Genomic DNA, 22,307 nt, shown 5'->3' with positions numbered 1-22,307 from the left:
GGCACAAAAATCGTAATCTAATGAATAACTTTAGTTTCAAAAAGTTACTACCATATGTAGGTGTGTTATTATTTTTTATCACAATAAGCTTAGGCTATTTTTATCCGCAGTTACAGGGAAAAAAATTAGCCACACATGATCAAAAACAGTGGAAAGGTGGAGTGCATGAAATAAATAAAGCATTTGATGAAACCGATAGAGTAGCATTATGGTCAAATTCTATGTTTGGTGGAATGCCGGCATATTATGTTGGTATGAGATACCCCAAGAATTTGATTTCGAAATATGTTAGACCACTCACGACTCTGGGGTTGGAGAGACCTGCTTTATATATCTTTTGGAGTTTAGCATCATTTTTTGTTTTAATGTTGGTTTTAAGAGTTCCATATCCCATAGGAATACTTGGTTCGGTTGGGTATGCGTTTTCAAGTTATAATTTTGTAATTCTTGCGGCAGGACACTTTGCAAAGGTAATGGCTTTGGGGTATTTACCTGGAATCTTTGCAGGAGCACTGTTGCTTAGACAAAAGAAATATCTACTAGGTATAGTTGTTACCACATTGTTTATGTCATTTGAGATCATTTCTAATCATCCACAGATGACTTATTATTTTTTTGTGTTTTTTATCGCTATATATTTTGTGCTAGAATTTATAGAGGACTTTAAGAGCAAACAGGTAAAAAGTTATTTGGTTTCGGCCGGTCTTTTTGGTTTAGCAGTATTCTTAGGAATATTACCATCGGCATCACAATTGATGACAACGAAGGAGTATACTCCGAATAGTACCAGAGGAAAGTCAGAATTAACTATTACCGATAATCAGGATAAGACTTCAGGTTTAGATCGATCATACATTACCAACTGGAGTGGAGGTATTGGTGAGACATGGTCATTGTTAATACCACATGCTAAAGGACCTGGGTCTAGTCGTTTGTCTGATCATAAAGTAGGTATGAACGCAGTTGATAGGCAGTATAAAAAGCCTATGGATGGTATTTCAGCCTATTGGGGAGATCAACCTATTATTGGAGGTCCTATGTATGCAGGAGCCATTATTATGTTTTTGTTTGTATTGGCATTATTTGTAGTAGATGGTATGTTGAAATGGGCTTTGGTTTTTGCTACCGTTATGACCACAATGCTATCCTGGGGTAAAAACTTCCCTTCATTAACGAATTTCTTTATTGATTATTTCCCAATGTATAACAAATTTAGAGCTGTTGTATCTATTGAAATAGTGGCTTTGTTTGCGATACCATTGCTAGCGGTTTTAGCTTTAAAAACGATCTATTCCGACAAAGACCTTTTACATAAACCAATGGTGATTTTTGGAAAAACGTTAAGCTGGACTAACGAAAAAGCGGTTTATATATCATTTGCTTTAACAGGAGGTATAGCGCTATTGTTTTGGTTGATGCCAACTACATTTTTTGATTTCTTTAAAATGGATGAGTATGATAATTATATGAATACGCTTCAAAAAAATGGTTGGCCAGTAAATCAGATTGATGAGTTGATGATGAATGTAGAAGCGGCAAGAGTGGCAATATTTAAAGCTGATGCCATTCGAACGTTTGGATTTATACTAGTGGCTACTGGGTTGATATGGGCTTATATGAAAGATAAAATCAAGCCGGTAACATCATTGTATATTATTGCTGCTTTGGTTTTAATAGATATGTGGGGAGTGAATACGAGATACATGGATGTGAAGAAAGGTTTTGAAAAGAAAAAGAACGTTACAGAACCGTTCCAGATGTCTAAAGCAGATCAGTCAATTTTAGCTGATAACGCACCTGATAAACGTGTGTTGAATGTTAGTGTAAGTACCTTTAATGAAACAGGTACTTCTTATTTCCATCATTCTTTAGGAGGATATAATGGTGCAAAACTTAAAAAATATCAAGAAGTTATTGAACAATACATTTCAGGAGAAATTCAATTGTTTATCGGAGGCTTAAGAAATGCGAAAACAATGAATGATATCATTCCTGTTTTTGAAAGTACACCGGTCCTAAATATGTTGAATACTAAATATGTAATCTATGATCCAAATTCACCTGCGATAAGAAATCCAAAAGCGAATGGAGGTGCCTGGTTTGTAAATAATATCAAGTGGGTCGATAATGCGGATGAGGAGATGATGACTATTGGGGTAACAGACTTGAAAAATACCGCTGTTATCAGAACTGATCAGAAAGATGTGATTCATAACGCAGGTGATGGAAATGGTACTATTTCATTAGTTAATTATGATTTGGATCGCTTAGTTTATCAAACCAATTCAACTTCGGATCAGGTGGCTGTTTTATCTGAGATTTGGTATCCGGTTGGATGGAAGGCAACTATAGATGGAGAACCTATAGAAATTGGTAGAGCAAACTATCTGTTGAGAACGATTGAGGTGCCTGCTGGTAAACATGAAATAGAATTCATTTTTGCTCCTGATTCATATTATGTTGGTGAACAAATTGCTTTGGGAGGATCAATTATCCTCATTTTATTGATGATAGGTGGAATTTATTTTGGTTTTAAAGTAAATCGCAACAAAACTCCTGAAATTTAAAAACTAAAAGGGACATATTTTTTTACTAGATTGATAATAAATGCATTTAAGTCCGGAGAAATATTTAACGAATAAGTGGGTATAACAAAGAGCAAAAAAACAAGAATCGTTCTTAATGTAGATTGAAGAAATATATTGTCGATTACGATTAAGCTTCCAAGATAAAGAATTGGTAAGGTTATTGAAATTAGAATAAGGTATTTTTTGTCAAATGGTTGAAGTCCATATTTTAATAATATCAGTAGAAATTTCGCAAGATTAAATGTGAATAGTGAAATAGCAGTCGCAATTGCAGCTCCTGTTATACCATATATTGGAATAAAAACAATATTTGATACGATGGTTATTATTAAAAGTCCTATGATGAATATGGTGTTATATTTGTGAAAAGGAGAGAATGCAATTATTTGAGTGTTTACTCCAGTTGCAGCATTAAAAAGATTACCAATTCCCAATATAAGAAGTACATATTTTCCATTTTGATATTCTGATGGGAGTATATAGAAAATAAAATCAGAATTTGTCCAGATGAATATGAAAATGAGAAGCCCCGGGATAAATTGATTTAAACAACTTTTATAGTATATGGATTTTATTTCATTTATTTTGTTACTAACAAAGGCATCAGCGACATAAGATGAGGCTATTTTCGAAATACTTTTAGTTGGGATTAAAATTAAAGCGGTATAAAAGAAAAGAGTGCTGTAGATTCCGGTTTGATTTTCTCCCATTAATTCATTAATCATGATGTTATCTATGAAAACAACGGCTGTGCCTCCAATACCAGTGAAAAGAGCGAAACTAGCCACAGAGCCCATCTCTGATAGCAGTTTTTTGTTTAAAAAATTTAAGTTTATCCCTAATCCTAAATGGTTGTTATGTTGAAGATAGACTGTTAATAAAAGTGGCGTTGAGATAATTATTAGCATGTATAAACCAATAATAGTTGAGAAAGGCAAAATAAAAATTCCAGTTCCAACCAATAGGAATAGAATTAGTATTCTTTGAATAAATTCACGAAAGAAGATTCCTACAGCTGATAATTTAAGAGCGGTGGCGTATGTATCCATTAAATGGAAAATTAGCACAGAAAGTGTTATAGGAAGAATCCATTTGAAATATTGAGCAAAAAGTGGTGATCTACTTTGGTTATGATCAATTAAATAATCATCTACTACCTGAAATCCAACAAAGAATAAAATAAAACCAATTATATTAATAAGAATCATATAGGTGAGAAATCCATTGTTCTTATTGTTTGGGTTTTTGAATAATTTAAAATATCTAAGAATTAAAGTTCCTGAGCCTAAAGCAGCAATTCTTGCTGCTATTTCAGAATAATTCAAAATTAGACGAATAACTCCAACTTCACCTGTTGAAAAAAGTCTTGGTAAAAGAAATCCAATGGTTACAAATCCAATTAGAACACCTAAGTATGAAAAAATTGAAGATTTAAATGCTTGGTTGGAAATACTTCCCATATTTATAGGTAAGAAATGTAATTTTAAAAGATGACCAGATTTAGATTCCAAATGTAAACATTAGATACTAGAAACGATTAGATTTGCTACTATTAGGATAAACAATAACATTCTGTGCAAAATGAATCCAAAAACGGAGAAAAAAATTGTTGATTTGGTAATGGGGGGGCTTTCCTTAATGAAAGTTGCTATTGGCGGATGGAAAAGGGAACCTTTGCCTAATAAAGGTAATCGAAAACACCTTTTGATTTTAGGTAACGGTCCAAGTTTACTTAAAAGTATTGATGAACATCATGATTTAATATTAAACTCTGATTTAATAGGTGTAAATCATCTGTCTAGGTCTCCTTTGTATAAAAAGTTAAAACCTTCGGTATTGGTTTTAACTCCGATTGAGTTTTGGGATCATGAACATGATCAATTTCTGAAAGATGAGTTTTACAAAACCGCAGATCCGTTGATTTATGATACTGAATGGAATTTATCAATTATAGCTCCATTGACTGCTAAGAATTGTAAAAATGCCTTAGGATATTTTTCGAAGAATAAACGAATAAAAATCTATTTTGTTAATATGACGCCAATTGATGGAAATCAGAAAATAGCTAATTGGATTATGAGGAATAGATTAGGGTTGCCTAGACCACATAATGTTTTGATTCCAGCGTTAGTTGTTGGTATTAATTTGGGTTATAAAACAATAAATATTTTGGGGGCAGATCATTCTTGGATGCCATATGTTAGGGTGACAGAAGAAAATCAAGTAGTAATGGTTCAAAAACACTTTTACGATGAAAAGGAAGCGCAAGAAAAGAAAATGTATAATGCAAATAGTAAATCATTTGATCGTAAATTATATGAAGTGTTACAAAAGTTTACTTACGCATTTAAATCTTACTTTGTTATCGATGGATATGCAAAATCGATAGGGTGTGAAATAATTAATTTGACACCAAATTCTTTTATTGATGCGTTTAAACGTAAAAGTGTTAACTAATATCTTTTAGTTTTTTTAGCAGGCTTTCCGTAATTGGAATTTTGAATAATTCAATATTATTTTTAATCCTTTCTCTAGGCCAATTCCACCATTCTAATTTTGAAAGGATATTTATTTCTTGAGATGTGAATCTATAGCGAGTAATTTTAGCGGGAACACCAACAACGACAGCATAATCAGGGACATTTTTTGTTACAATGCTGCCAGCTCCAATAATGGCTCCATTTCCAATACTAATACCAGGCATAATAACTACATTTGTACCAATCCACACATCATTCCCAACGATAGTTTTTACTTTTATTTTTTTATTTTTTTTAACCATCCCAAATTGGCTAATGTATGGAAAAGCATGTGTAGTTATATGATTATCTGGATGTGAAGTGGCGCCAATAGTAACATTCCAGCTAATGCTGCAAAACTTCCCAATATCAGCATGGTTGATAGTTGTGTTTCTACCAACACTACTATAGTCACCGAGTTTAGTATTGCTTAGGGATGCATTTGAGGTCACCTGAGTATATTCTCCAAAGTCAACATTATTAATTACAGCCGATTTTGAACATTTTGCGGTTGGATGCTTCAGTTTTAATAAATATTTTCGAAGTAGATTACCTATCATTTGTGTTATTTAATAGACTTTAAAAAGTCTTTCATCACCTCAAAATGAGAATCAATTTTGTTGTATACCTGATCAAACCATTTAAAGTTGTTTTGTTTGTTATTTGAAAGAATAAAGTTTAATCTTTCTAATAAATTTTCTTGATTAATAGTTAAATTCTCCTGTCCTAAAGATTCGGTCATACCAAGACCTCTACCATCTTCATTGATAAGTATCGATGGTATTCGTTTACTAAGAAAGTATAAATGCGCGTGTACTCTATAACCTACATGCAAGTCACATTCATCATAGAATTTAATTTTATTAAGATCGTAAGAAACATCAACAATTTTAGCGCCATTAATGAATCCTAAAAATGACATTAACATATAGCTTAAACCTTGTCTTAATGGTGTTCCGGAACCAGGGTAAATACCTCTGTGGAAACTATATATGATTTCTGCTTCTGGGAATTGTTTTTTTACAGATTTAAGAACTTCATTTGATTGATTCCATAAATGCTTTCCAGCCGGTGTTGTTACTACAATTTTTTTTATTGTGGTATTCTTTGCTTTTTTACCGATATCAGGTAAAGAATACCAGACAGGGCAGCCCGTCATGATTACATTTTTAATACCTTGATTGTTTAAAATCTTTTCAGTGACAATATCTCTGCAACTTGATTTTTCAATTTTGGAGTGAATAGATTGTATGAAGTCGAGTGCTTCTGGTTTAAAAGTAAATGCTTTCGGTTGAAAAATAGGTTTTCCGGACCAACCTAGTCCAAATGGGATAATCGGAACTTTAATTCTGGATAAATCATTAACCAGAGGGTAAATACCCGGATATATATCTTCATCGTATGCCGGCCCTCCGCAAAGTATCAATGCTCTAGAGGAATTAATCTGATCCAGATGAGGAGTTAAATCTTTAAATCGATCAAGTTCAAGAATATCATCGTCAACGAATTCTTTTAAAAGAGATTTTGCTCGATCACCAATCAAATAGTCCCCTATATTTTTTTTGGCTCCGGTTAAAATAGTAATCATTGTCTTTGTTTATCTAAAATTAATCCTTGAATAACCCAGAATCTGAATTTTACAAGAGTCCATCCTTTTGATGGTCTAATAGTTAGTAAGTAAAATATTAAAAGAATAAGAGTAGCCATGGATTTAAAAGTTTCCATGAGTATTTTTTCTAAAATAACATTTGTTCCAGATTCTTTTAACCTGGTTCTTTCACTAGTGCCAACACCAATACCCATGGCTTTGATATACTTCATGTCTTCACGATGTATCCCAATTATATGGTCAACGACAACGTTTGGAACATAGTAAATAAGTCCGTCTGTTTGCCTAAATCTGTGTATCAAATCTTTTTCATCTCCTCCTTCTAAACCATCACCTCTTCGTCCTAATTCTGTGTTGAATAAACCAATCTTGTCAAAAACACTTGATCGGTAAATCATATTTGCCCCAATTGGAAATTTATTCTTATTAAACTCTTTGACTTGATCGCCATAATCTTGAGCAGCCATTAATGTAAGAAGATAAGGAGACATCCAATTTGGTTCTTTTCCAGATTCGTAAACAGGGATAATTTTACCTCCGATAATATCTACCATTGGATGTTGAGAGAAGAATTTTATAATGTTTTCACAGTATTCTGGACGTATAAAAGCATCATCATCTATGAAGGCTAAAATTTTACTGTTAGATTCTTTTATCCCTCTATTTCTAGCGAAAGTATGTCCTTGATTTTTTTCAATAACATATGTCGTTTGAATTTTAGGATTGTTCTTTATGAAGTGGCGACATATTTGGTCCGTATTATCTGGACTGTTATTATTGATGATAATAACTTCAAATTCAGAGTAATCCGCAGTTTGATTTATGAAACTTTCAAGATTTCTTAAAATGTACTTTTCACGATTATAAGTGCAAACAATCACCGATAATTGTGGAGTAGAAACTTTTGTATTGCTCATGTGTTATTGCAATTAGTAGTTGCAAAATATATGTTTTCATCAGAAAACACGCTTGCAAATTAAGTGAAAAATTAATTGTGTAGTTATTATTATGTGTTGACCTTTGCCAGTAATTGAAGTAAGAGTTATATTGTTTTGATGTTTAGACTGTTGCATATAGGTGTTTTTTTGATGCAAATGTTGTTTGTCACGAAGATATGGGGCCAAATATCTATTAGTGAAAATGAGTATGCAAAGTTAAAGGGAACTTCGAAATTGTCGTTTTTTGAATCCTATAGTATCAGGTTAAACGCTAATCGAGCCAGCTATTCGTTAGGTCCTTCTGATTCATCTTTTATTCAAGCTATACCCCCAAGTGATGATGGGAGTTCCGCTTTGATTAATTTACCATTTGACTTTTGTTGGTGGGGAGATGTGAAAAACGAAGTTTATATCAATTCAAATGGTAATATTTCGTTTGATCAATCATTTTCTACGGGTACCCCAATCGCAATGCCTTTTTCTAATTTTCAGGTTATTGCTCCGTATTGGTCGGATGTTGATACCAGAAGTAGAGGTGGTGTTTTTTACAAATTATTACCCAATGCATTGATTGTTTCCTGGGAGGATGTAGGGTATTATGAACAAAATGCTTCAAAAGGAAATTCTTTTCAATTAATCATTACAGATGGATCTTCTGAGTTATTACCTTTTGGCTATACGATAGGTTTCTTTTACGATAATATGGAATGGACTACAGGAGATGGTTCGGGAGGTATCGGAGGATTTGGAGGAGCACCAGCACAAATAGGACTAAATTATGGGGATGGAACTAGATACTCAAGTATCGGAGCTTTTAATAAAAATGATACATCTTTTTCTGTGTCTAAAGATTCTTTAAATGGAGTGTTGGCATTAGAAGGAAAAACGATTTATCTAAATCCATGTGATTCATTGAATAATAAGCCTGGTGTTTTAGGTGATAAATTAAAAGATACCATTGGAGTTTGCATTGGTGATACGCTTAGAGAAACGTTATATTTCTTTGCGCCTGAAACAGATCAATTAACATATATCAATGCGGATACCAGTGCGTTTATTGGGCAAAAAATAACTAATATAATTACAGGAAACGTAGCTTCATTAGATTTGGAAATTGTTGGAGGAGTTAATAATATCGGAGTTCATTCGATACCAATTACAATAATTGATAATGGTCAGCCAGGTCACTTTTATGAAATAGAACTTGTTGTTCAAATAGATAGTCTACCTGAACCGGTGAATATCATAGGAGATACGATCATTTGTAGTTATGACACAACACAATTATCAGTCGCTTCAGTATATGAAACGTACTTATGGAGCAATGGAGGGAGATCAAGTGTAATAAATGTTACTCCTGGAATTTATACAGTAACAGTTGGGTATAACCACTGCGAGAAGTCAGTGAGCCATTTGGTAAAAGCAAATATCCCTAATTCAGATATAGTATCTGAACCATTTATTTGTCTTCCAGATACTTTGGAGTTAAGTGTTTTTGATAATAATGATATGTATCAATGGAATACTGGAGATTCAGTATTTAAAATTAATATAACACAACCAGGTGTTTATTCTGTAACAGTATTTAATGATGGATGTGTAAATTCCGATAGCGTTGAAATTACAAGTTTTAGTGATCATGATGTTAATCTTGCGGCCAGCAATGTAAATTCATGTAATGGTGATTCGGTGATACTATTTGTTCCTGATATCTATGATAGTATTCTTTGGAGTACGGGTGATATATCTAATTCTATTAATGTGCTCGCAGGAAATTATTTAATAACAGTTACTCAATTTTCTGGAGATGGCACGGTGTGCCATGCATATGATAGTATTTTAATTGGGGATGTAACATATCCAACGTTGACTGTTTCCGGGGATTCGGTTATTTGTGGGGATGAAAGTACCGTAATTTCCGTAAATAGTGTATTTGACTCTTATTTATGGGATAATGGAATAACAGCGCAAAGTAGCATTTATTCTATTCCAGGGTTACATTTTGTAGAGGTTTCTTACAGTACGTGTATTGATTCATTGAGTTTTAATATTTTAGGTGTAGATACTCCGAGTTTAGGGATTTTGGGTAATTTATTTTATTGTGATACTGTGGATAGTGCCAGATTAGTCGCGGTTGGAGATGTTTGGGATTCATTGTTTTGGAACACGGGAGATATCACCGACACTATATATACAGGATATGGTTGGAAAAGAGTTACGGCATGGAAAGATGGTTGTTCTTCTGTTAAATGGCATCGTGTAAATGAACTAATAAATGGTGTCGATGTCCATGGAGTTACTGAAATCTGTCCAGGACAAAGTACGCAACTTACGGTTGAGTTCGGATTTGATTTATATCAATGGAGCAATGGAAGCATCGGTTTTTCAACGAATATAAATGCTCCGGGAGATTATTGGTGCGTGGTACATTTAGACTCATGCTTTGCAACTACAGATACGGTCACGATCACAATGAATACACCTGATACTGTGCAGATTTTGGGAGATACTGTGATGTGTGATACCAACGGAGGTTTTTTATATGTTGATTTGGGTTATCAGCAATTTATTTGGAATACTGGAGAAACTAGTCCGGGGATTTCATACACAAACCCAGGGATATATTCTGTGACTGTTGAGGATAAGGGGTATTGTGTTACATCTGATACAATTGATGTTGTTGTTAAACCATCGATTTATCCCGTCATTCAGGGAATAAATCATTACTGTTTTGAAGATTCTGCTATACTGAATATTAGCGGGTTTGATCACTATTTATGGTCCACAAATGAGACAGATTCCAGTATTAAAGTGAGAGCTGGAGTATATTCAGTTTTTGTTAGAAATAATGATGGTTGCACTGCAAAATCTCCTCTATTTAAAGTCACGTCATCAAGTCCTGAGGTTACCATTGTAGGAGAGAGTGAAGTTTGTGAAAATATGCAAGGGCTGCTAACTTTTAATAGACAGAATAATCATTTTTACGAATGGGGTAGTGGAGATACTTTAGATTCCATCTATGTGAATTATGGTCAACATGAATTGCGAGTATTCGATTCAAATGGATGTATCTATGTGGATACGTTTCAATTAAATTTTATACCCGCTCCCAATGCAGGAATTACCGTGGATCCAGAGGATGTTTCCATGGCATATGTCCCGCTAACTTTTTATGATGATTCTCAAATTAGTCCTGGAAATTTAGTGCGGTGGTTTTGGAATGTGAATGATTCTATTCTTTCAGAGAATGAGGATCTGGATATCACATTTTATTCAGGACAAAATTTAGAAATATTACATAAAGTTTGGGCAGAAAATGGATGTATAGATTCGGTGAAATTTAATTATAGAATATCTGATGATGTGGTGAGTGTGAATGTGATTACACCAAATGGAGATGGAATTAATGATTATTTGGAGTTCCCGAATATTGGAAAGTTTGAAACTAATGAACTGACAATTTTTAATAGATGGGGAGTGATTATTTTCCAGACAACCAATTATAGAAATTTTTGGGATGCATACAATGTTCCGGAAGGAGTGTATTTTTATACTCTTTTTTTAGGACAGAATGAAAAGCCGGTTCAAGGTAGTTTTACTATTGTGAGGTGATTTATTCATACTCTTCTAACCGAATATGTGTACTCCCATGTTCAATTGCGGCATTAAGTTCATACCCGATAAGTAGCGCGAGACTATTTAAGTAAATCATAAGCATAATCCCCATAACCGTTCCAATGGATCCATAGAGTTTGTTATATGAAGCAAAGTTGTCGATATAGAAAGCAAACCCCAAGGTGAATAGAATTACTGCAATCGTGGCTAATGAGGCTCCCGGAGAGAAAAACTGAACTTTTTGCTTAGGCCCATAGAAATATATAAAGGCTACTGAAAAATAGATAAATGCGATAATAATTATCCATCTTGCCAGATTGATGAGAAGAATGTCAAATCGACTAAAGTCTAATATCGTATCGAATACAAATTGGATAATTTGCCCTCCAAAAATGGTTAAGAATATTGCTATAAATAGAAATATAGTTAGGAAAATCGTCAGCATTATAGCTGTTATTTGTTGAGAGAACCAAGATCTCGCATGATGTTCTTCAGTATGGTAAGACATTACAAATGCAGTGAGTAATGAGTTAATTCCATTTGTGGCAAAATACATGGCCAGAATAAAACCTAAAGAAAGTAGACTGGTATGTTTGTTTTTTATGATATCAAATAAAGTATCTTCAAGGAAAGTATCCATGATTTTTGGGGCGGCAAATAATAATTCTGCTTGCAGCTCTTCCTGAAAACCATCTATAGGAATGAATGGGATTAAACTAAAGATGAAAATTATTGATGGAAAAATTGCAAGAAAGAAATTAAATGCAATTGCAGCGGCTCTTGTAGTCAAAAAACCACCTGCTAAGCCACGAATAAAGAATATTCCTACCTTGTAAATTTCAAGACCACCAAAGAATGGGATTTTAACATGCTTGACAAAAAATACCAGTTTCCGAATAAATGTAATCTGATAAAGCTTATTTTTTAGATTACTGAGTATTTTAAAAAACATAACTGTTAATTAATTGCTTTGAAGCTAAGGTCTAAACTTTTAACTGAGTGGGTGAGTGCACCAACAGATACGTAATCTACACCGCATTTGGCATAATTTGCAATAGTGTCAAGAGTGATTCCACCGGAAGATTCAGTTTCATATTGGCCATTGATTAATTCAACAGCAATTCTAGTATCTTCATAGTTGAAATTATCCAGCATAATACGGTCTCCAAGTCCGCAGTCCAGAACTTGTCGAACTTCATCCAAATCTCGAGCTTCTATCTCGATTTTAAGTTCGAGTTTATTTTTCTTGATGTAATTATGTGCTTTGGTCAGTGCTTCTGCAATTCCGCCAGCAAAATCAATATGATTATCCTTAATCATAATCATATCATATAGCCCAAATCTATGATTTGTTCCACCTCCGTGAACTACAGCCTGTTTTTCAAATGCTCTTAGATTAGGTGTTGTTTTTCTTGTATCCAACACTTTAGCTTTAGTGCCCGCTGTAAGTTGCACATATTTATGAGTCGTGGTTGCGATTCCACTCATGCGCTGCATCAGGTTCAGCATTAAACGCTCTGCTTTTAATAAGTTTTGAGATGAACCACTTGCAATAAATACGATATCTCCAGAAGAGACCTGATCACCGTCTCTAATGAAAATTTCAAGTTGAATATCAGGATCAACGAGATCAAAAACTTTTTTTGCAACATCAATACCCGAAATAATTCCTGCTTCTTTGACTAAAAGATGCGCTTTGCCTTTTGCTGAAGAGGGAATTGTAGACAAAGAAGAATGATCACCTTCTGCAACATCTTCTTGAAGTGCAGATTTTAGAAATTCAATTTCATTCATAAATGTATCGAGGATTATTCTGTATCTATTATTATCTGTTGAATAAATTCAGAATTAGATGTTTTTTTTATGTAGAAAGAAACACGATAATTACCATTATCGGTAACCAGTTTTCCAATGGTATATTCTAAACCGGATTTAGATTCACCCTGGTGCAGAATTTCAAAGTTTGAAGGTTGGTTTTCACGGAAAAAGGCATAAAGCTTCTGTTCAGCTTCAAGTTTACTGATGAGATCACTTTCATCCAAAATGGTTAAATCCACTTTTTCCTGAAAAAACTTTGAAAGTTTAAAAGCATTCCCACTTTTAAGCGCTGCAGCCACATCTTCAGTTATTCCAGTAAAGGAACAAAGGAAGACAAACAGTAAGCCAAAAGTTAGAGTATATTTTATTTTTTTCATATAGAAGAAAATATCACAGCCAAAATTAAGTGATTTGATGATTAGTTCAACAATTTTTTTACGATAACTCATTAAGCTAAAACTATGCCAGTAATTTTGGTTAAATTAGTTTTGGTCGTCTTTAGACTTTGAAAAAATGAGAATAACCATTATTGTAGTAGGTAAAACGCAGTCCAGAGAGTTAACGATATTGATGGATGAGTACCGAAAAAGGTTACGAAGATATATTCAGGTAGATTGGGTGGAATTACCGGATTACAAAAATAGAGGTAAAGTTTCCGCTGATGAACTGAAAAAGATTGAAGGTAAATCAATTTTAAGTAAGTTAAATAATGATGATGAATTAATCTTGTTTGATGAGAAAGGTAAAGAAATGACTTCTGTGCAGCTGAGCTCTTTCTTCAAGAAGAAAATGAACTCAGGACTTAAAAATCTTGTTTTTGTGGTTGGTGGAGCTTATGGATTTAGTGAAGAATTATATGCTAGAGCTAACGGGAAATTGGCAATATCGAAATTAACCTTTCCCCATCAGTTGATACGCGTTTTTATCTTAGAGCAGGTATATAGAAGCTATACTATAATCAAAGGAGAACCATACCATCACTCATAGTATGAGTTAGGCTATTAAGTTTTGCTGAATAAGATATTGTTGCCATTTCCAGGCAGATTTCATCATGTCATTAATATCATATTGACATTTCCAATTCAATGTACTTTCAGCTTTGGTACAATCACTAAAAATGGCTTCAACATCGCCTGGTCTTCTGGACCCTATTTGATATGGTACTTTAATCCCTGTGGTATTTTCAAAAGCTTGAATAGCCTCGAATACCGTTATACCATTCCCCGATCCGAGATTAATGACGTCAAAATTATTTTCCATACGATTTGACAGTGCCAAATCTATAGCCTTAACATGCGCTTTGGCAATATCGCTTACATGGATATAATCACGAATACAGGAGCCATCTCTGGTATTGTAATCGTCTCCAAAAACCGTTAGCTGGTCTCTTAATCCAGCGGCAGCTTGAGTGATTATTGGAGCTAGGTTGTTTACAACTTTTGAAGGCATTTCACCGTTTAATCCACTAATGTGCGCACCGACAGGGTTAAAATAGCGAAGTGCAATGAAGTTTTGCTTACAGATTTTAGAAAAGTTTCGAATAAAATCTTCCCCCATTTGTTTAGTGTTTGCGTACGGGCATTCGGCTTCATTCCAACTTGTAGTTTCAACTACAGGTAGTTGATCCGATCTGAGATTTCCATAAACTGAACACGAAGAAGAAAAAATCGTAGCCTTAATGGAGTGCTTTTGAACTTGCTCTAAAACATTAAGCAAACTATCATTGTTATTTCTATAATACTCAATAGGTCTTTCTACTGAGTCCGGAACGGACTTTAATGCAGCAAAATGAATAATACCATCAATGTCTGTGTGTTTTTCAAAAAAAACATCAGTATCTAATTGATTCGATAAGTCCAATTGCTCAAAAAGAATTTCTGTTCTTGTAATGTCTTTTATTCGATTGTAGGTAGACTCTGATGAGTTGCTATAATTATCCACAGATAAAATATCATATCCAGAGTTGAGTAGTTCTATAATTGTGTGACTACCAATATATCCAGCTCCACCTGTAACAAGTATTTTAGGCATAAAAATTAATTATTACCCACGAAAGTAAATAAATGATGTTTTCCAATGAATATTACATGTCTTGAAAACAATATGTTTTATTCATTTAGTTTTTTGCATTAAAGAGTTGCTCAAAAAAAGTTTTATTTAATGTTTGTTGAAAATTAAGGAAAAGGCATGAGTTTTAGTTATATTCTGATAATATATTATATAAACTATTCCTTTACATTTGTGCGCTTTGCAATATTTGGAATTAACAATTTAATTAAAGTGGATATGCGTTCGATCGTTGTAAGACTGGTTATATTTTTAGGGCTGATCATGTGGTTCGCTTCGTGTGTGCCTAAAAAGAAGATGGTTTATCTTCAATCGGAGAATAATGAAGGTGATTCGGTTTTTTTATACGAACGTGTGGATTATAAGTTGCAGGTTAATGATATTGTGGATGTAAAAATTGTTTCATTGGATGAAAAGGTTAATAAACTATTTAATTCTAATAATGTTTCCGTTGCGAGTAGTGCTGCGCAGACAGCGAATTTAGGAGATTTGTACTATATCACAGGATATAGTATTGATGATAGTGGGTACGTTAGTTTACCGATTATTGGTAAAGTGAACATTCTAGATAAAACATTGGAAGAAGCTAAAAGAGAAGTCGATTTACATGTTCGTAAGTATTTTTCGAAATATTATTTAGTGTTAAAACTTGGAGGGATCCGATTTTCAGCTCTTGGAGAATTTAAACGACCAGGAAAGTACACAATTTTACAAAATCAGGCTACTATTTTCGAGGCGATTGCCTTAGCGGGTGATTTGGATATGGTTGCATCCAGATCAGATGTAAAGATAATAAGACAGTATCCTGAGGGAACAAAAATCCATAAGATTAATTTATTGGATCGTAATCTAATACATACCCCCTATTATTTTATTCAACCAAATGATGTGATATATGTAGAGCCTTTACCTGCAAAATCATGGGGAGTTGGGACAAATGCTGCACAATCTACAGCACTAATTTTGTCGTTAATATCTTCCACACTTTTAATAATTGTATCATTTAGTAATTTAAGATAGTTTATGCAAAGTATTAATGAGAATAAGGCTCATGAACTAGAAGAGGTAGATTTTAAAGATATTCTGTTTAAATTGTTGTCACACTGGAAGTTGTTTTTAATAGCAATTGTGGTGACCAGTTTTATTTCTTGGTTGGTAAATAGATATTCAACCGAAGTATATAAGTTGTCTACCTTGGTTAATATTAAAGAAAGTGAGAACCCGTTAGCAGGCTCAAGTGTAAATTTGATGTTTAAGTGGGGAGGAGCCAGTGAGTTAATCCAGTCTCATATAGCAATACTTAAATCAAGAAATCATAATATAAAGGTGATCGATAGACTTAATTTGGAAGTAGAATACTATTCTACTGGAAGAATTAAGATGTTTACAAGGTATGGTCAGTCACCTTTCAAAGTAGAATTCGATAAAACACATCCTCAAATCTTAAATATTCCATTTGATATCGATTTTTCAAACGATCAAAAACAATTCACTTTAAAGTTTGAACAACCTGCGCATTATAATGTAATAGAGTTTTCAAATGGTAAATCTTATACTGTAAAAGGTGCTAAGTTTAAAGAAAATTATAAAGTTGGTGAGTGGGTAGAAAATGAAGCTTGTAGATTTAAGATTGTTTGGAATGAAGAATTCGTTGGTATTGATGAGAATACAAATTGGTTTTTTCAATTCCAATCCCCGAAGTCCATTGTTGATAGTTATGTGAATAACATAAATGTTACTCACGAGTCTGAGGGCGGGTCTCTGTTGAATGTATCAATGGTTGGTGATAATAAGTCTAAAATAATTGCCTACCTAAATACATCAATTGATTTATTGGCGGAGTATGAGTTAGAAGAGAAAAATAAACTCGCGGAGAACACGATAAAATTCGTGGATATGCAAATACAAAGTGTTATTGATACTCTAAGAATAGTAGAATTGGAATTGCAGAATTTTAGAGTAGAGCATGAAGTAATGGATTTAGGCTCGCAAGCTAGCGAACTATATACCAAGTTTCTTAATCTGGAGCAAAATAAAGCTGAGTTGATTCTTGAAGAGAAATACTATACTTATCTTCTTTCTTATCTTAGAGATGGGGATGATTTTAGTTCATTAATGACACCTTCGGTAGTTGGAGTTGAGGATCCTGTGTTGGTGACTTTAGTTAATAATTTGGTTGAACTTAGTATCAAGAAAAACAGAATGATGTATTCGCTAAAGCTGGAAAACCCAGCTTTAGAACAGATAAAAAGTGAAATCCTACTTACTAAAAACAGTTTAAAAGAAAATGTAGGTAATTTGATTCAGGCGACTTCAATTAAGCAAAAGGAATTGGATGGTCGAATTGCAGATATGAGAGTTAAACTATCATCATTACCAGGAACTGAGCAATCGCTTATAAATATTAGAAGGAAATATGAGTTGAGTAGTAGGCAATATGATTTTTTAGTAGAAAAAAGAGCTGAAGCAGAATTGTCAATGGCTGGTAATTTGCCTGATTTACAAGTTATTGATAGAGCTCAAGATTATTTCGATATGCCAATTAAACCTAAAAAATCTTTGAACTATATGATAGGTTTAATTGTGGGGATATTGATACCTGCAACATTTGTTATCATTAGGGATTTCTTTAATACAAAAATTTCGTCTAGGAAAGAACTTGAAAAAATTACGAGAATTCCAATTATTGGAACAATTGGACATTCTTCTGGCTCAAGTAATATTGTTATTGAAAATGGACTGAAGTCGGCTGTGGCAGAAAGCTTTAGGATTATTAGAACCAATCTCAATTTTTTGTTTAAGCAGTCCACAAGTCTGGGGACATCAAAAATGATTTTGGTGACGTCTTCCATTGGAGGCGAGGGAAAGACATTCTGTGCAATGAATCTGGCGTCAATTATCTCAATAAGTGGAGCAAAGACTGTAATTATAGGTTTAGATATGAGGAAACCTAAAATATTTAATGATTTTAAATTAAGTAATGATTTAGGTTTGAGCAACTACCTGTCAGGGCAAACGGGAATTGATGATATTGTTACGAGTACTCAAATTGATAATTTAGATTTCATTACTGCTGGGCCAGTACCTCCAAATCCAAGTGAGTTGTTGTTGAGTTCTTTGTTGCCTGAGCTATTCGAAAAGTTAAAAAAAGAGTATGATTATATTATTTTGGACACACCACCAATTGCATTGGTTTCAGATGCGCTAGAGCTCATGAAATATGCAGATGCCACATTATACCTTACCCGACAGAATTATACTCATAAGGATTTACTTACGATTATTAATGATCAGTATAATTCAAATAACGTTAAAAATATATCTATTGTATTTAATGATGTAGTTCATACTGCATATGGTTATGGTTATAACTACGGTTATGGTTATAACTACGGATATAGTTATGGATACGGTTATGGTTATTATGATGAGGATGAGTTGAACCTTCCTTGGTGGAAGAAAATAATATAACATAAGGTTTTAAAAAAATGTGATATATGAGTACTCACCCATCTAGGCCAATTTACGATGTTGATCTAAAAGCATTGCATGATCCGATAAAAGCCGAGTTGGATTTGGCAATTGGTAATGTCTTACAGCATCAAAGGTTTATTAATGGGCCTGAGGTGAAAACTTTTGAGAAAGAGTTGGGGGATTATCTTGGTGCTAAGGTGTTAGGAGTTGCTAACGGTTCTGATGCGTTGTTAATTAGTTTGTTAGCTTTAGATGTGGGTGCGGGGGATGAAGTGATTGTACCATCATTTAGTTATTTCGCTAGTGTTGAGGCGATACTTAGGGTAGGTGCAAAACCAGTTTTTGTTGATATTGATCTCAAAACTTATACTGTTGATGTTGGGGATTTGATGTCTAAGGTAACTGAGAGAACAAAAGTTATAATGCCTGTTCATATATACGGTTTGGCTTGTGATATGAAGGGGATTTTAGATATTGCTAAAAGTAAAGGTATTTATGTTATTGAAGATGCTGCTCAAGCAATAGGGTCGCGCTATATCGATGTTGAAACAAGAAGGAAAAGATACTTATCTACGATAGGTGACATCGGATGCATTTCATTTTTCCCATCTAAAAATTTAGGATGTTTTGGTGATGGTGGGGCTATTGTCACAAAGGATGAAGACTTATTGGAAAAAGTAAGAATGATTGCTAATCATGGGCAAGTTTCAAAGTATCAACATGAAATAATAGGGTTAAATAGTAGATTGGATACTTTGCAGGCTTCAGTCCTATTGGTGAAATTTAGATGTTTGGATCAGTGGAATATAAAAAGAAAGATTGTTGCAGAATGGTATAAGGAGCTTTTAGGAGTGAACGAAAAAATAAGCTTACCAATAGTGCCAGATTATGCAGAACATGTTTTTCATCAGTTTACCATTTTAATTAATGCGGATAGGGATCAAGTATTGAATGAGCTAAACCAAAGAGGTGTGCCGGCAAAGTTGTATTATCCCAAAAGCATACATGAGCAGAAGCCGTTTATGGAAGAAGTGATTGAACCTTTGAGTAATACAAAGAGAGTACAGGAAAGAATGATAAGTCTGCCAATTCATCCCACATTAGATAAGCAAGATGTCGAGTATGTGTGTAACGTGCTTTTGGATTTATTAAAGGATTAAATATATGATACAAAATAATGAGATTATTGAGTGATGAATAATTAATTCCTGCATATAAAAAGAACGTAATTCTTAATACTTATTTATAACCATTTACTACATTTGAAACGGTTCCGAGAAGAATAATTTAAGAGGGACTGAATAAATTGATTGAACGAATCTAACGATATATATAATGAAAAATAAAAAAATTGCGGTAATCGGTCAAGGCTACGTTGGATTACCTCTGGCAATTGAGTTTGCAAAGCATTTTAAAGTGGTTGGTTTTGATATTAATGAGGCCCGTATTTTAGAATTGCAAAAAGGTGAGGATAGTACATTAGAAGCTAATATTGATGACCTTCAAATGTTAATTGAAGCGCAAAAAAATGGAAGTAGCAATGGAATTGAGTTTTCATTTGATGAAAATGACTTGGATTCATGTAATATAATCATAGTAACTGTGCCAACACCAATTGATCAATTTAATGCACCTGATTTATCCCCATTAAGGAATGCATCTTTAATGGTGGGTAAACATTTGAATATTGAGGATGTTGTGATATACGAATCTACTGTTTATCCTGGTTGTACAGAGGAAGAATGTGTGCCGCAGTTAGAGAAAAGTTCAGGTTTAACTTTTAATAAAGATTTTTTCTGTGGTTATTCTCCAGAAAGAATAAATCCGGGAGATAAAGTGAATACTCTAACTAAAATAGTTAAAGTTACGTCAGGTTCAACACCTCAAACTGCTGACGAGGTAGATGACTTGTACAATGTGATCATTGAAGCAGGAACTCATAAGGCCCCTAATATGAAAGTGGCGGAGGCTAGTAAAGCAATTGAGAATGCTCAAAGAGATTTAAATATCAGCTTTGTCAATGAATTGGCTCTAATTTTTGATCGTGTTGGTATTGATACGCATGATGTCTTGAAAGCTGCGGGGACTAAATGGAATTTTCTTAAATATCAGCCAGGTCTTGTTGGAGGGCATTGTATTGGAGTAGATCCATATTATTTAGCTCATAAAGCTGAAGCCCTGGGCTATCACCCCCAAGTAATTTTATCTGGTAGAAGGGTTAACGATAATATGGGGATGTTTGTAGCAAATAAAGTTGTTAAATTAATGATTGGTAAAGGACATGTGATTAAAGGAGCTGATATTTTGATTCTGGGAGTTACTTTTAAAGAGAATTGTCCTGATATTAGAAATACCAGGGTTGTAGATATTGTTGATGAATTAAAAGGTTTTGAATGTAATGTGGATATATATGACCCATGGGCTGATAAAAGTGAAGTGATGGAGGAGTATAGTCTTGAAATTAGTAATGAATTACCTGATAAAAAATATGGAGCTGTTATTTTAGCTGTTTCTCATGAAGAGTTTTTGAGATTAGATATGGAGTCCTTGAAAGATGATAAAGCAATAGTCTTTGATACCAAGGGGGTTTTAGATATTAACAAAATTGATGGGAGATTATAAATATGCAAAAAATTCTAATAACAGGAGGAGCAGGTTTTATCGGTAGTCATGTTGTCAGACTATTTGTTCAGAATTACCCCAATTATCATATCTATAATCTGGATAAACTTACTTATGCGGGGAACCTGGAAAACATCAGAGATATAGAAGATGCTTCTAACTATACCTTCATTAAAGGGGATATCGTTGATGCTAGTTTTATTCAATCTATTTTTGAAGAGCACCAGTTTGATGCAGTAATTCATTTGGCTGCAGAAAGTCATGTAGATCGTTCCATTTCAAATCCAATTGAGTTTGTAATGACCAATGTGGTAGGTACGGTTAACCTACTGAATGCTGCTAAGCATATTTGGAACAATAACTTTGAAAACAAATTATTCTATCACGTTTCTACCGATGAAGTATATGGTTCACTTGGCGAAACAGGGATGTTTTTAGAAACTACAGCTTACGATCCACATAGCCCATACTCAGCTTCTAAAGCAAGCTCAGATCATTTTGTGAGAGCCTATCATGATACTTATGGAATGCCAACGGTTATTTCCAACTGTTCTAATAATTACGGTCCGAATCAATTTCCCGAAAAACTGATTCCGTTATTCATTAATAACATTAGAAACAACAAACCTTTACCAGTATACGGTAAAGGTGAAAATGTCAGAGACTGGTTATTTGTGATTGATCATGCCCGTGCTATTGATGTCATATTCCATAAAGGAGTTGATGGAGAGACTTATAATATTGGAGGGGAAAACGAATGGACCAATATTGAGCTGATCAAAGTAATTTGTAAAGCCATGGATAAAAGGCTAGGCCGAGAAACAGGCACTTCAGAAAAGCTGATCACTTTTGTGAAAGATCGTGCAGGTCATGATTTAAGATATGCGATTGACTCCTCTAAACTGATGTCCGAATTAGGTTGGGAACCATCATTACAATTTGAAGAAGGAATCGAGAAAACCATAAACTGGTATATGGACCATCAGGAATGGATGGACAATATCACATCAGGTGATTACCAGAAATATTATGATGAAATGTATTTAAACAGATAATT

Annotated in this window: 17 protein-coding genes; 9 read left to right on the top strand and 8 right to left on the bottom strand. The window is 33.8% G+C overall.

Going from position 1 to position 22,307, the window contains the following annotated elements; genetic code table 11:
* Positions 1-20: 20 nt before the first annotated feature.
* On the top strand, positions 21-2,567 hold the full coding sequence (locus tag KFE94_03235; protein UTW67145.1) for a YfhO family protein: 2,547 nt from the start codon (positions 21-23) through the stop codon (positions 2,565-2,567).
* Here KFE94_03235 and KFE94_03230 read toward each other — a convergent pair.
* Complete coding sequence (locus tag KFE94_03230; GenBank protein ID UTW67144.1) at positions 2,564-4,099, bottom strand: polysaccharide biosynthesis C-terminal domain-containing protein; 1,536 nt, start codon at positions 4,097-4,099, stop codon at positions 2,564-2,566. The two genes, KFE94_03235 and KFE94_03230, sit on opposite strands and share 4 nt — an antisense overlap.
* A gap of 70 nt (positions 4,100-4,169) precedes the next feature.
* Here KFE94_03230 and KFE94_03225 point away from each other — a divergent pair, with 70 nt between their 5' ends.
* Entirely contained in the window at positions 4,170-5,045 is an 876-nt protein-coding gene (locus KFE94_03225; GenBank protein ID UTW67143.1) for a hypothetical protein, read from the top strand.
* Here KFE94_03225 and KFE94_03220 read toward each other — a convergent pair.
* Genes KFE94_03220 through KFE94_03210 form a run of 3 tightly spaced genes read right to left on the bottom strand, consistent with a single transcriptional unit; the run spans position 5,038 to position 7,633 of the window.
* Positions 5,038-5,667: a CatB-related O-acetyltransferase gene (locus KFE94_03220; GenBank protein UTW67142.1), complete on the bottom strand. Its 630-nt coding sequence runs from the start codon at positions 5,665-5,667 to the stop codon at positions 5,038-5,040. The genes KFE94_03225 and KFE94_03220 overlap by 8 nt on opposite strands.
* 5 nt (positions 5,668-5,672) lie before the next feature.
* Positions 5,673-6,695, bottom strand: coding sequence for a polysaccharide pyruvyl transferase family protein (locus KFE94_03215; protein ID UTW67141.1), 1,023 nt, complete (start codon positions 6,693-6,695; stop codon positions 5,673-5,675).
* The gene (locus KFE94_03210) at positions 6,692-7,633 is read right to left on the bottom strand and encodes a glycosyltransferase family 2 protein (protein UTW67140.1); all 942 of its coding nucleotides are present in this window, start codon (positions 7,631-7,633) and stop codon (positions 6,692-6,694) included. The genes KFE94_03215 and KFE94_03210 overlap by 4 nt, the downstream gene beginning before the upstream one ends.
* Before the next feature lie 138 nt (positions 7,634-7,771).
* Between KFE94_03210 and KFE94_03205 the strand changes: the two genes are divergently transcribed.
* Entirely contained in the window at positions 7,772-11,266 is a 3,495-nt protein-coding gene (locus tag KFE94_03205) for a gliding motility-associated C-terminal domain-containing protein (GenBank protein ID UTW67139.1), read from the top strand.
* Position 11,267: 1 nt separating this feature from the next.
* Here KFE94_03205 and KFE94_03200 read toward each other — a convergent pair whose 3' ends face one another.
* From KFE94_03200 to KFE94_03190, 3 genes are read right to left on the bottom strand one after another with little or no spacing between them, the layout of a single operon-like run.
* Positions 11,268-12,221, bottom strand: a complete 954-nt coding sequence (locus tag KFE94_03200) for a YihY/virulence factor BrkB family protein (GenBank protein UTW67138.1) — start codon at positions 12,219-12,221, stop codon at positions 11,268-11,270.
* Positions 12,222-12,226: 5 nt separating this feature from the next.
* Positions 12,227-13,063 carry a carboxylating nicotinate-nucleotide diphosphorylase gene (gene nadC / locus KFE94_03195; protein ID UTW67137.1) on the bottom strand — a complete coding sequence of 279 codons (837 nt, stop codon included), beginning with the start codon at positions 13,061-13,063 and terminating at the stop codon, positions 12,227-12,229.
* A 14-nt stretch (positions 13,064-13,077) separates the two neighbouring features.
* Entirely contained in the window at positions 13,078-13,464 is a 387-nt protein-coding gene (locus KFE94_03190; protein UTW67136.1) for a DUF4783 domain-containing protein, read from the bottom strand.
* Positions 13,465-13,600: 136 nt separating this feature from the next.
* On the opposite strand from KFE94_03190, the gene KFE94_03185 reads away from it, so the two are divergent.
* A complete protein-coding gene (locus tag KFE94_03185) occupies positions 13,601-14,074 on the top strand; it encodes a 23S rRNA (pseudouridine(1915)-N(3))-methyltransferase RlmH (GenBank protein ID UTW67135.1) in 474 nt (157 codons plus the stop codon).
* 6 nt (positions 14,075-14,080) lie between these two features.
* Here the strand turns inward: KFE94_03185 and galE are convergent, their stop codons facing one another.
* The gene (gene galE, locus KFE94_03180) at positions 14,081-15,118 is read right to left on the bottom strand and encodes a UDP-glucose 4-epimerase GalE (GenBank protein UTW67134.1); all 1,038 of its coding nucleotides are present in this window, start codon (positions 15,116-15,118) and stop codon (positions 14,081-14,083) included.
* Between the two features lie 255 nt (positions 15,119-15,373).
* Between galE and KFE94_03175 the strand changes: the two genes are divergently transcribed.
* The 5 genes from KFE94_03175 (at position 15,374) to rfbB (ending at position 22,305) form a co-directional block, all read left to right on the top strand.
* On the top strand, positions 15,374-16,174 hold the full coding sequence (locus tag KFE94_03175) for a polysaccharide biosynthesis/export family protein (protein ID UTW67133.1): 801 nt from the start codon (positions 15,374-15,376) through the stop codon (positions 16,172-16,174).
* A 3-nt stretch (positions 16,175-16,177) separates the two neighbouring features.
* Positions 16,178-18,625, top strand: coding sequence for a polysaccharide biosynthesis tyrosine autokinase (locus tag KFE94_03170; protein ID UTW67132.1), 2,448 nt, complete (start codon positions 16,178-16,180; stop codon positions 18,623-18,625).
* Positions 18,626-18,651: 26 nt separating this feature from the next.
* Positions 18,652-19,788 (top strand): DegT/DnrJ/EryC1/StrS family aminotransferase, encoded by a 1,137-nt coding sequence (locus KFE94_03165; GenBank protein ID UTW67131.1) that lies wholly within the window; start codon positions 18,652-18,654, stop codon positions 19,786-19,788.
* Positions 19,789-19,963: 175 nt separating this feature from the next.
* A complete protein-coding gene (locus KFE94_03160; GenBank protein UTW67130.1) occupies positions 19,964-21,250 on the top strand; it encodes a nucleotide sugar dehydrogenase in 1,287 nt (428 codons plus the stop codon).
* A gap of 2 nt (positions 21,251-21,252) precedes the next feature.
* A complete protein-coding gene (rfbB, locus tag KFE94_03155; GenBank protein UTW67129.1) occupies positions 21,253-22,305 on the top strand; it encodes a dTDP-glucose 4,6-dehydratase in 1,053 nt (350 codons plus the stop codon).
* Positions 22,306-22,307: the final 2 nt, after the last annotated feature.

The organism is bacterium SCSIO 12643 (assembly GCA_024398135.1).
Lineage (GTDB): Bacteria > Bacteroidota > Bacteroidia > Flavobacteriales_G > Salibacteraceae > CAJXZP01.
The sequence above is the reverse complement of the archived record's forward strand: the minus strand, read 5'-3'. Positions and strand labels throughout refer to the sequence as shown.

What these genes read in the sequence shown, in the direction of transcription:
- KFE94_03235 (UTW67145.1), top strand. Translation starts at nt 21, where the DNA reads ATGAATAACTTTAGTTTCAAAAAGTTACTACCATATGTAGGTGTGTTA.
- KFE94_03225 (UTW67143.1), top strand. Translation starts at nt 4,170, where the DNA reads ATGAATCCAAAAACGGAGAAAAAAATTGTTGATTTGGTAATGGGGGGG.
- KFE94_03220 (UTW67142.1), bottom strand. Translation starts at nt 5,667, where the DNA reads ATGATAGGTAATCTACTTCGAAAATATTTATTAAAACTGAAGCATCCA.
- KFE94_03215 (UTW67141.1), bottom strand. Translation starts at nt 6,695, where the DNA reads ATGATTACTATTTTAACCGGAGCCAAAAAAAATATAGGGGACTATTTG.
- KFE94_03210 (UTW67140.1), bottom strand. Translation starts at nt 7,633, where the DNA reads ATGAGCAATACAAAAGTTTCTACTCCACAATTATCGGTGATTGTTTGC.
- KFE94_03205 (UTW67139.1), top strand. Translation starts at nt 7,772, where the DNA reads ATGTTTAGACTGTTGCATATAGGTGTTTTTTTGATGCAAATGTTGTTT.
- KFE94_03200 (UTW67138.1), bottom strand. Translation starts at nt 12,221, where the DNA reads ATGTTTTTTAAAATACTCAGTAATCTAAAAAATAAGCTTTATCAGATT.
- nadC (UTW67137.1), bottom strand. Translation starts at nt 13,063, where the DNA reads ATGAATGAAATTGAATTTCTAAAATCTGCACTTCAAGAAGATGTTGCA.
- KFE94_03190 (UTW67136.1), bottom strand. Translation starts at nt 13,464, where the DNA reads ATGAAAAAAATAAAATATACTCTAACTTTTGGCTTACTGTTTGTCTTC.
- KFE94_03185 (UTW67135.1), top strand. Translation starts at nt 13,601, where the DNA reads ATGAGAATAACCATTATTGTAGTAGGTAAAACGCAGTCCAGAGAGTTA.
- galE (UTW67134.1), bottom strand. Translation starts at nt 15,118, where the DNA reads ATGCCTAAAATACTTGTTACAGGTGGAGCTGGATATATTGGTAGTCAC.
- KFE94_03175 (UTW67133.1), top strand. Translation starts at nt 15,374, where the DNA reads ATGCGTTCGATCGTTGTAAGACTGGTTATATTTTTAGGGCTGATCATG.
- KFE94_03170 (UTW67132.1), top strand. Translation starts at nt 16,178, where the DNA reads ATGCAAAGTATTAATGAGAATAAGGCTCATGAACTAGAAGAGGTAGAT.
- KFE94_03165 (UTW67131.1), top strand. Translation starts at nt 18,652, where the DNA reads ATGAGTACTCACCCATCTAGGCCAATTTACGATGTTGATCTAAAAGCA.
- KFE94_03160 (UTW67130.1), top strand. Translation starts at nt 19,964, where the DNA reads ATGAAAAATAAAAAAATTGCGGTAATCGGTCAAGGCTACGTTGGATTA.
- rfbB (UTW67129.1), top strand. Translation starts at nt 21,253, where the DNA reads ATGCAAAAAATTCTAATAACAGGAGGAGCAGGTTTTATCGGTAGTCAT.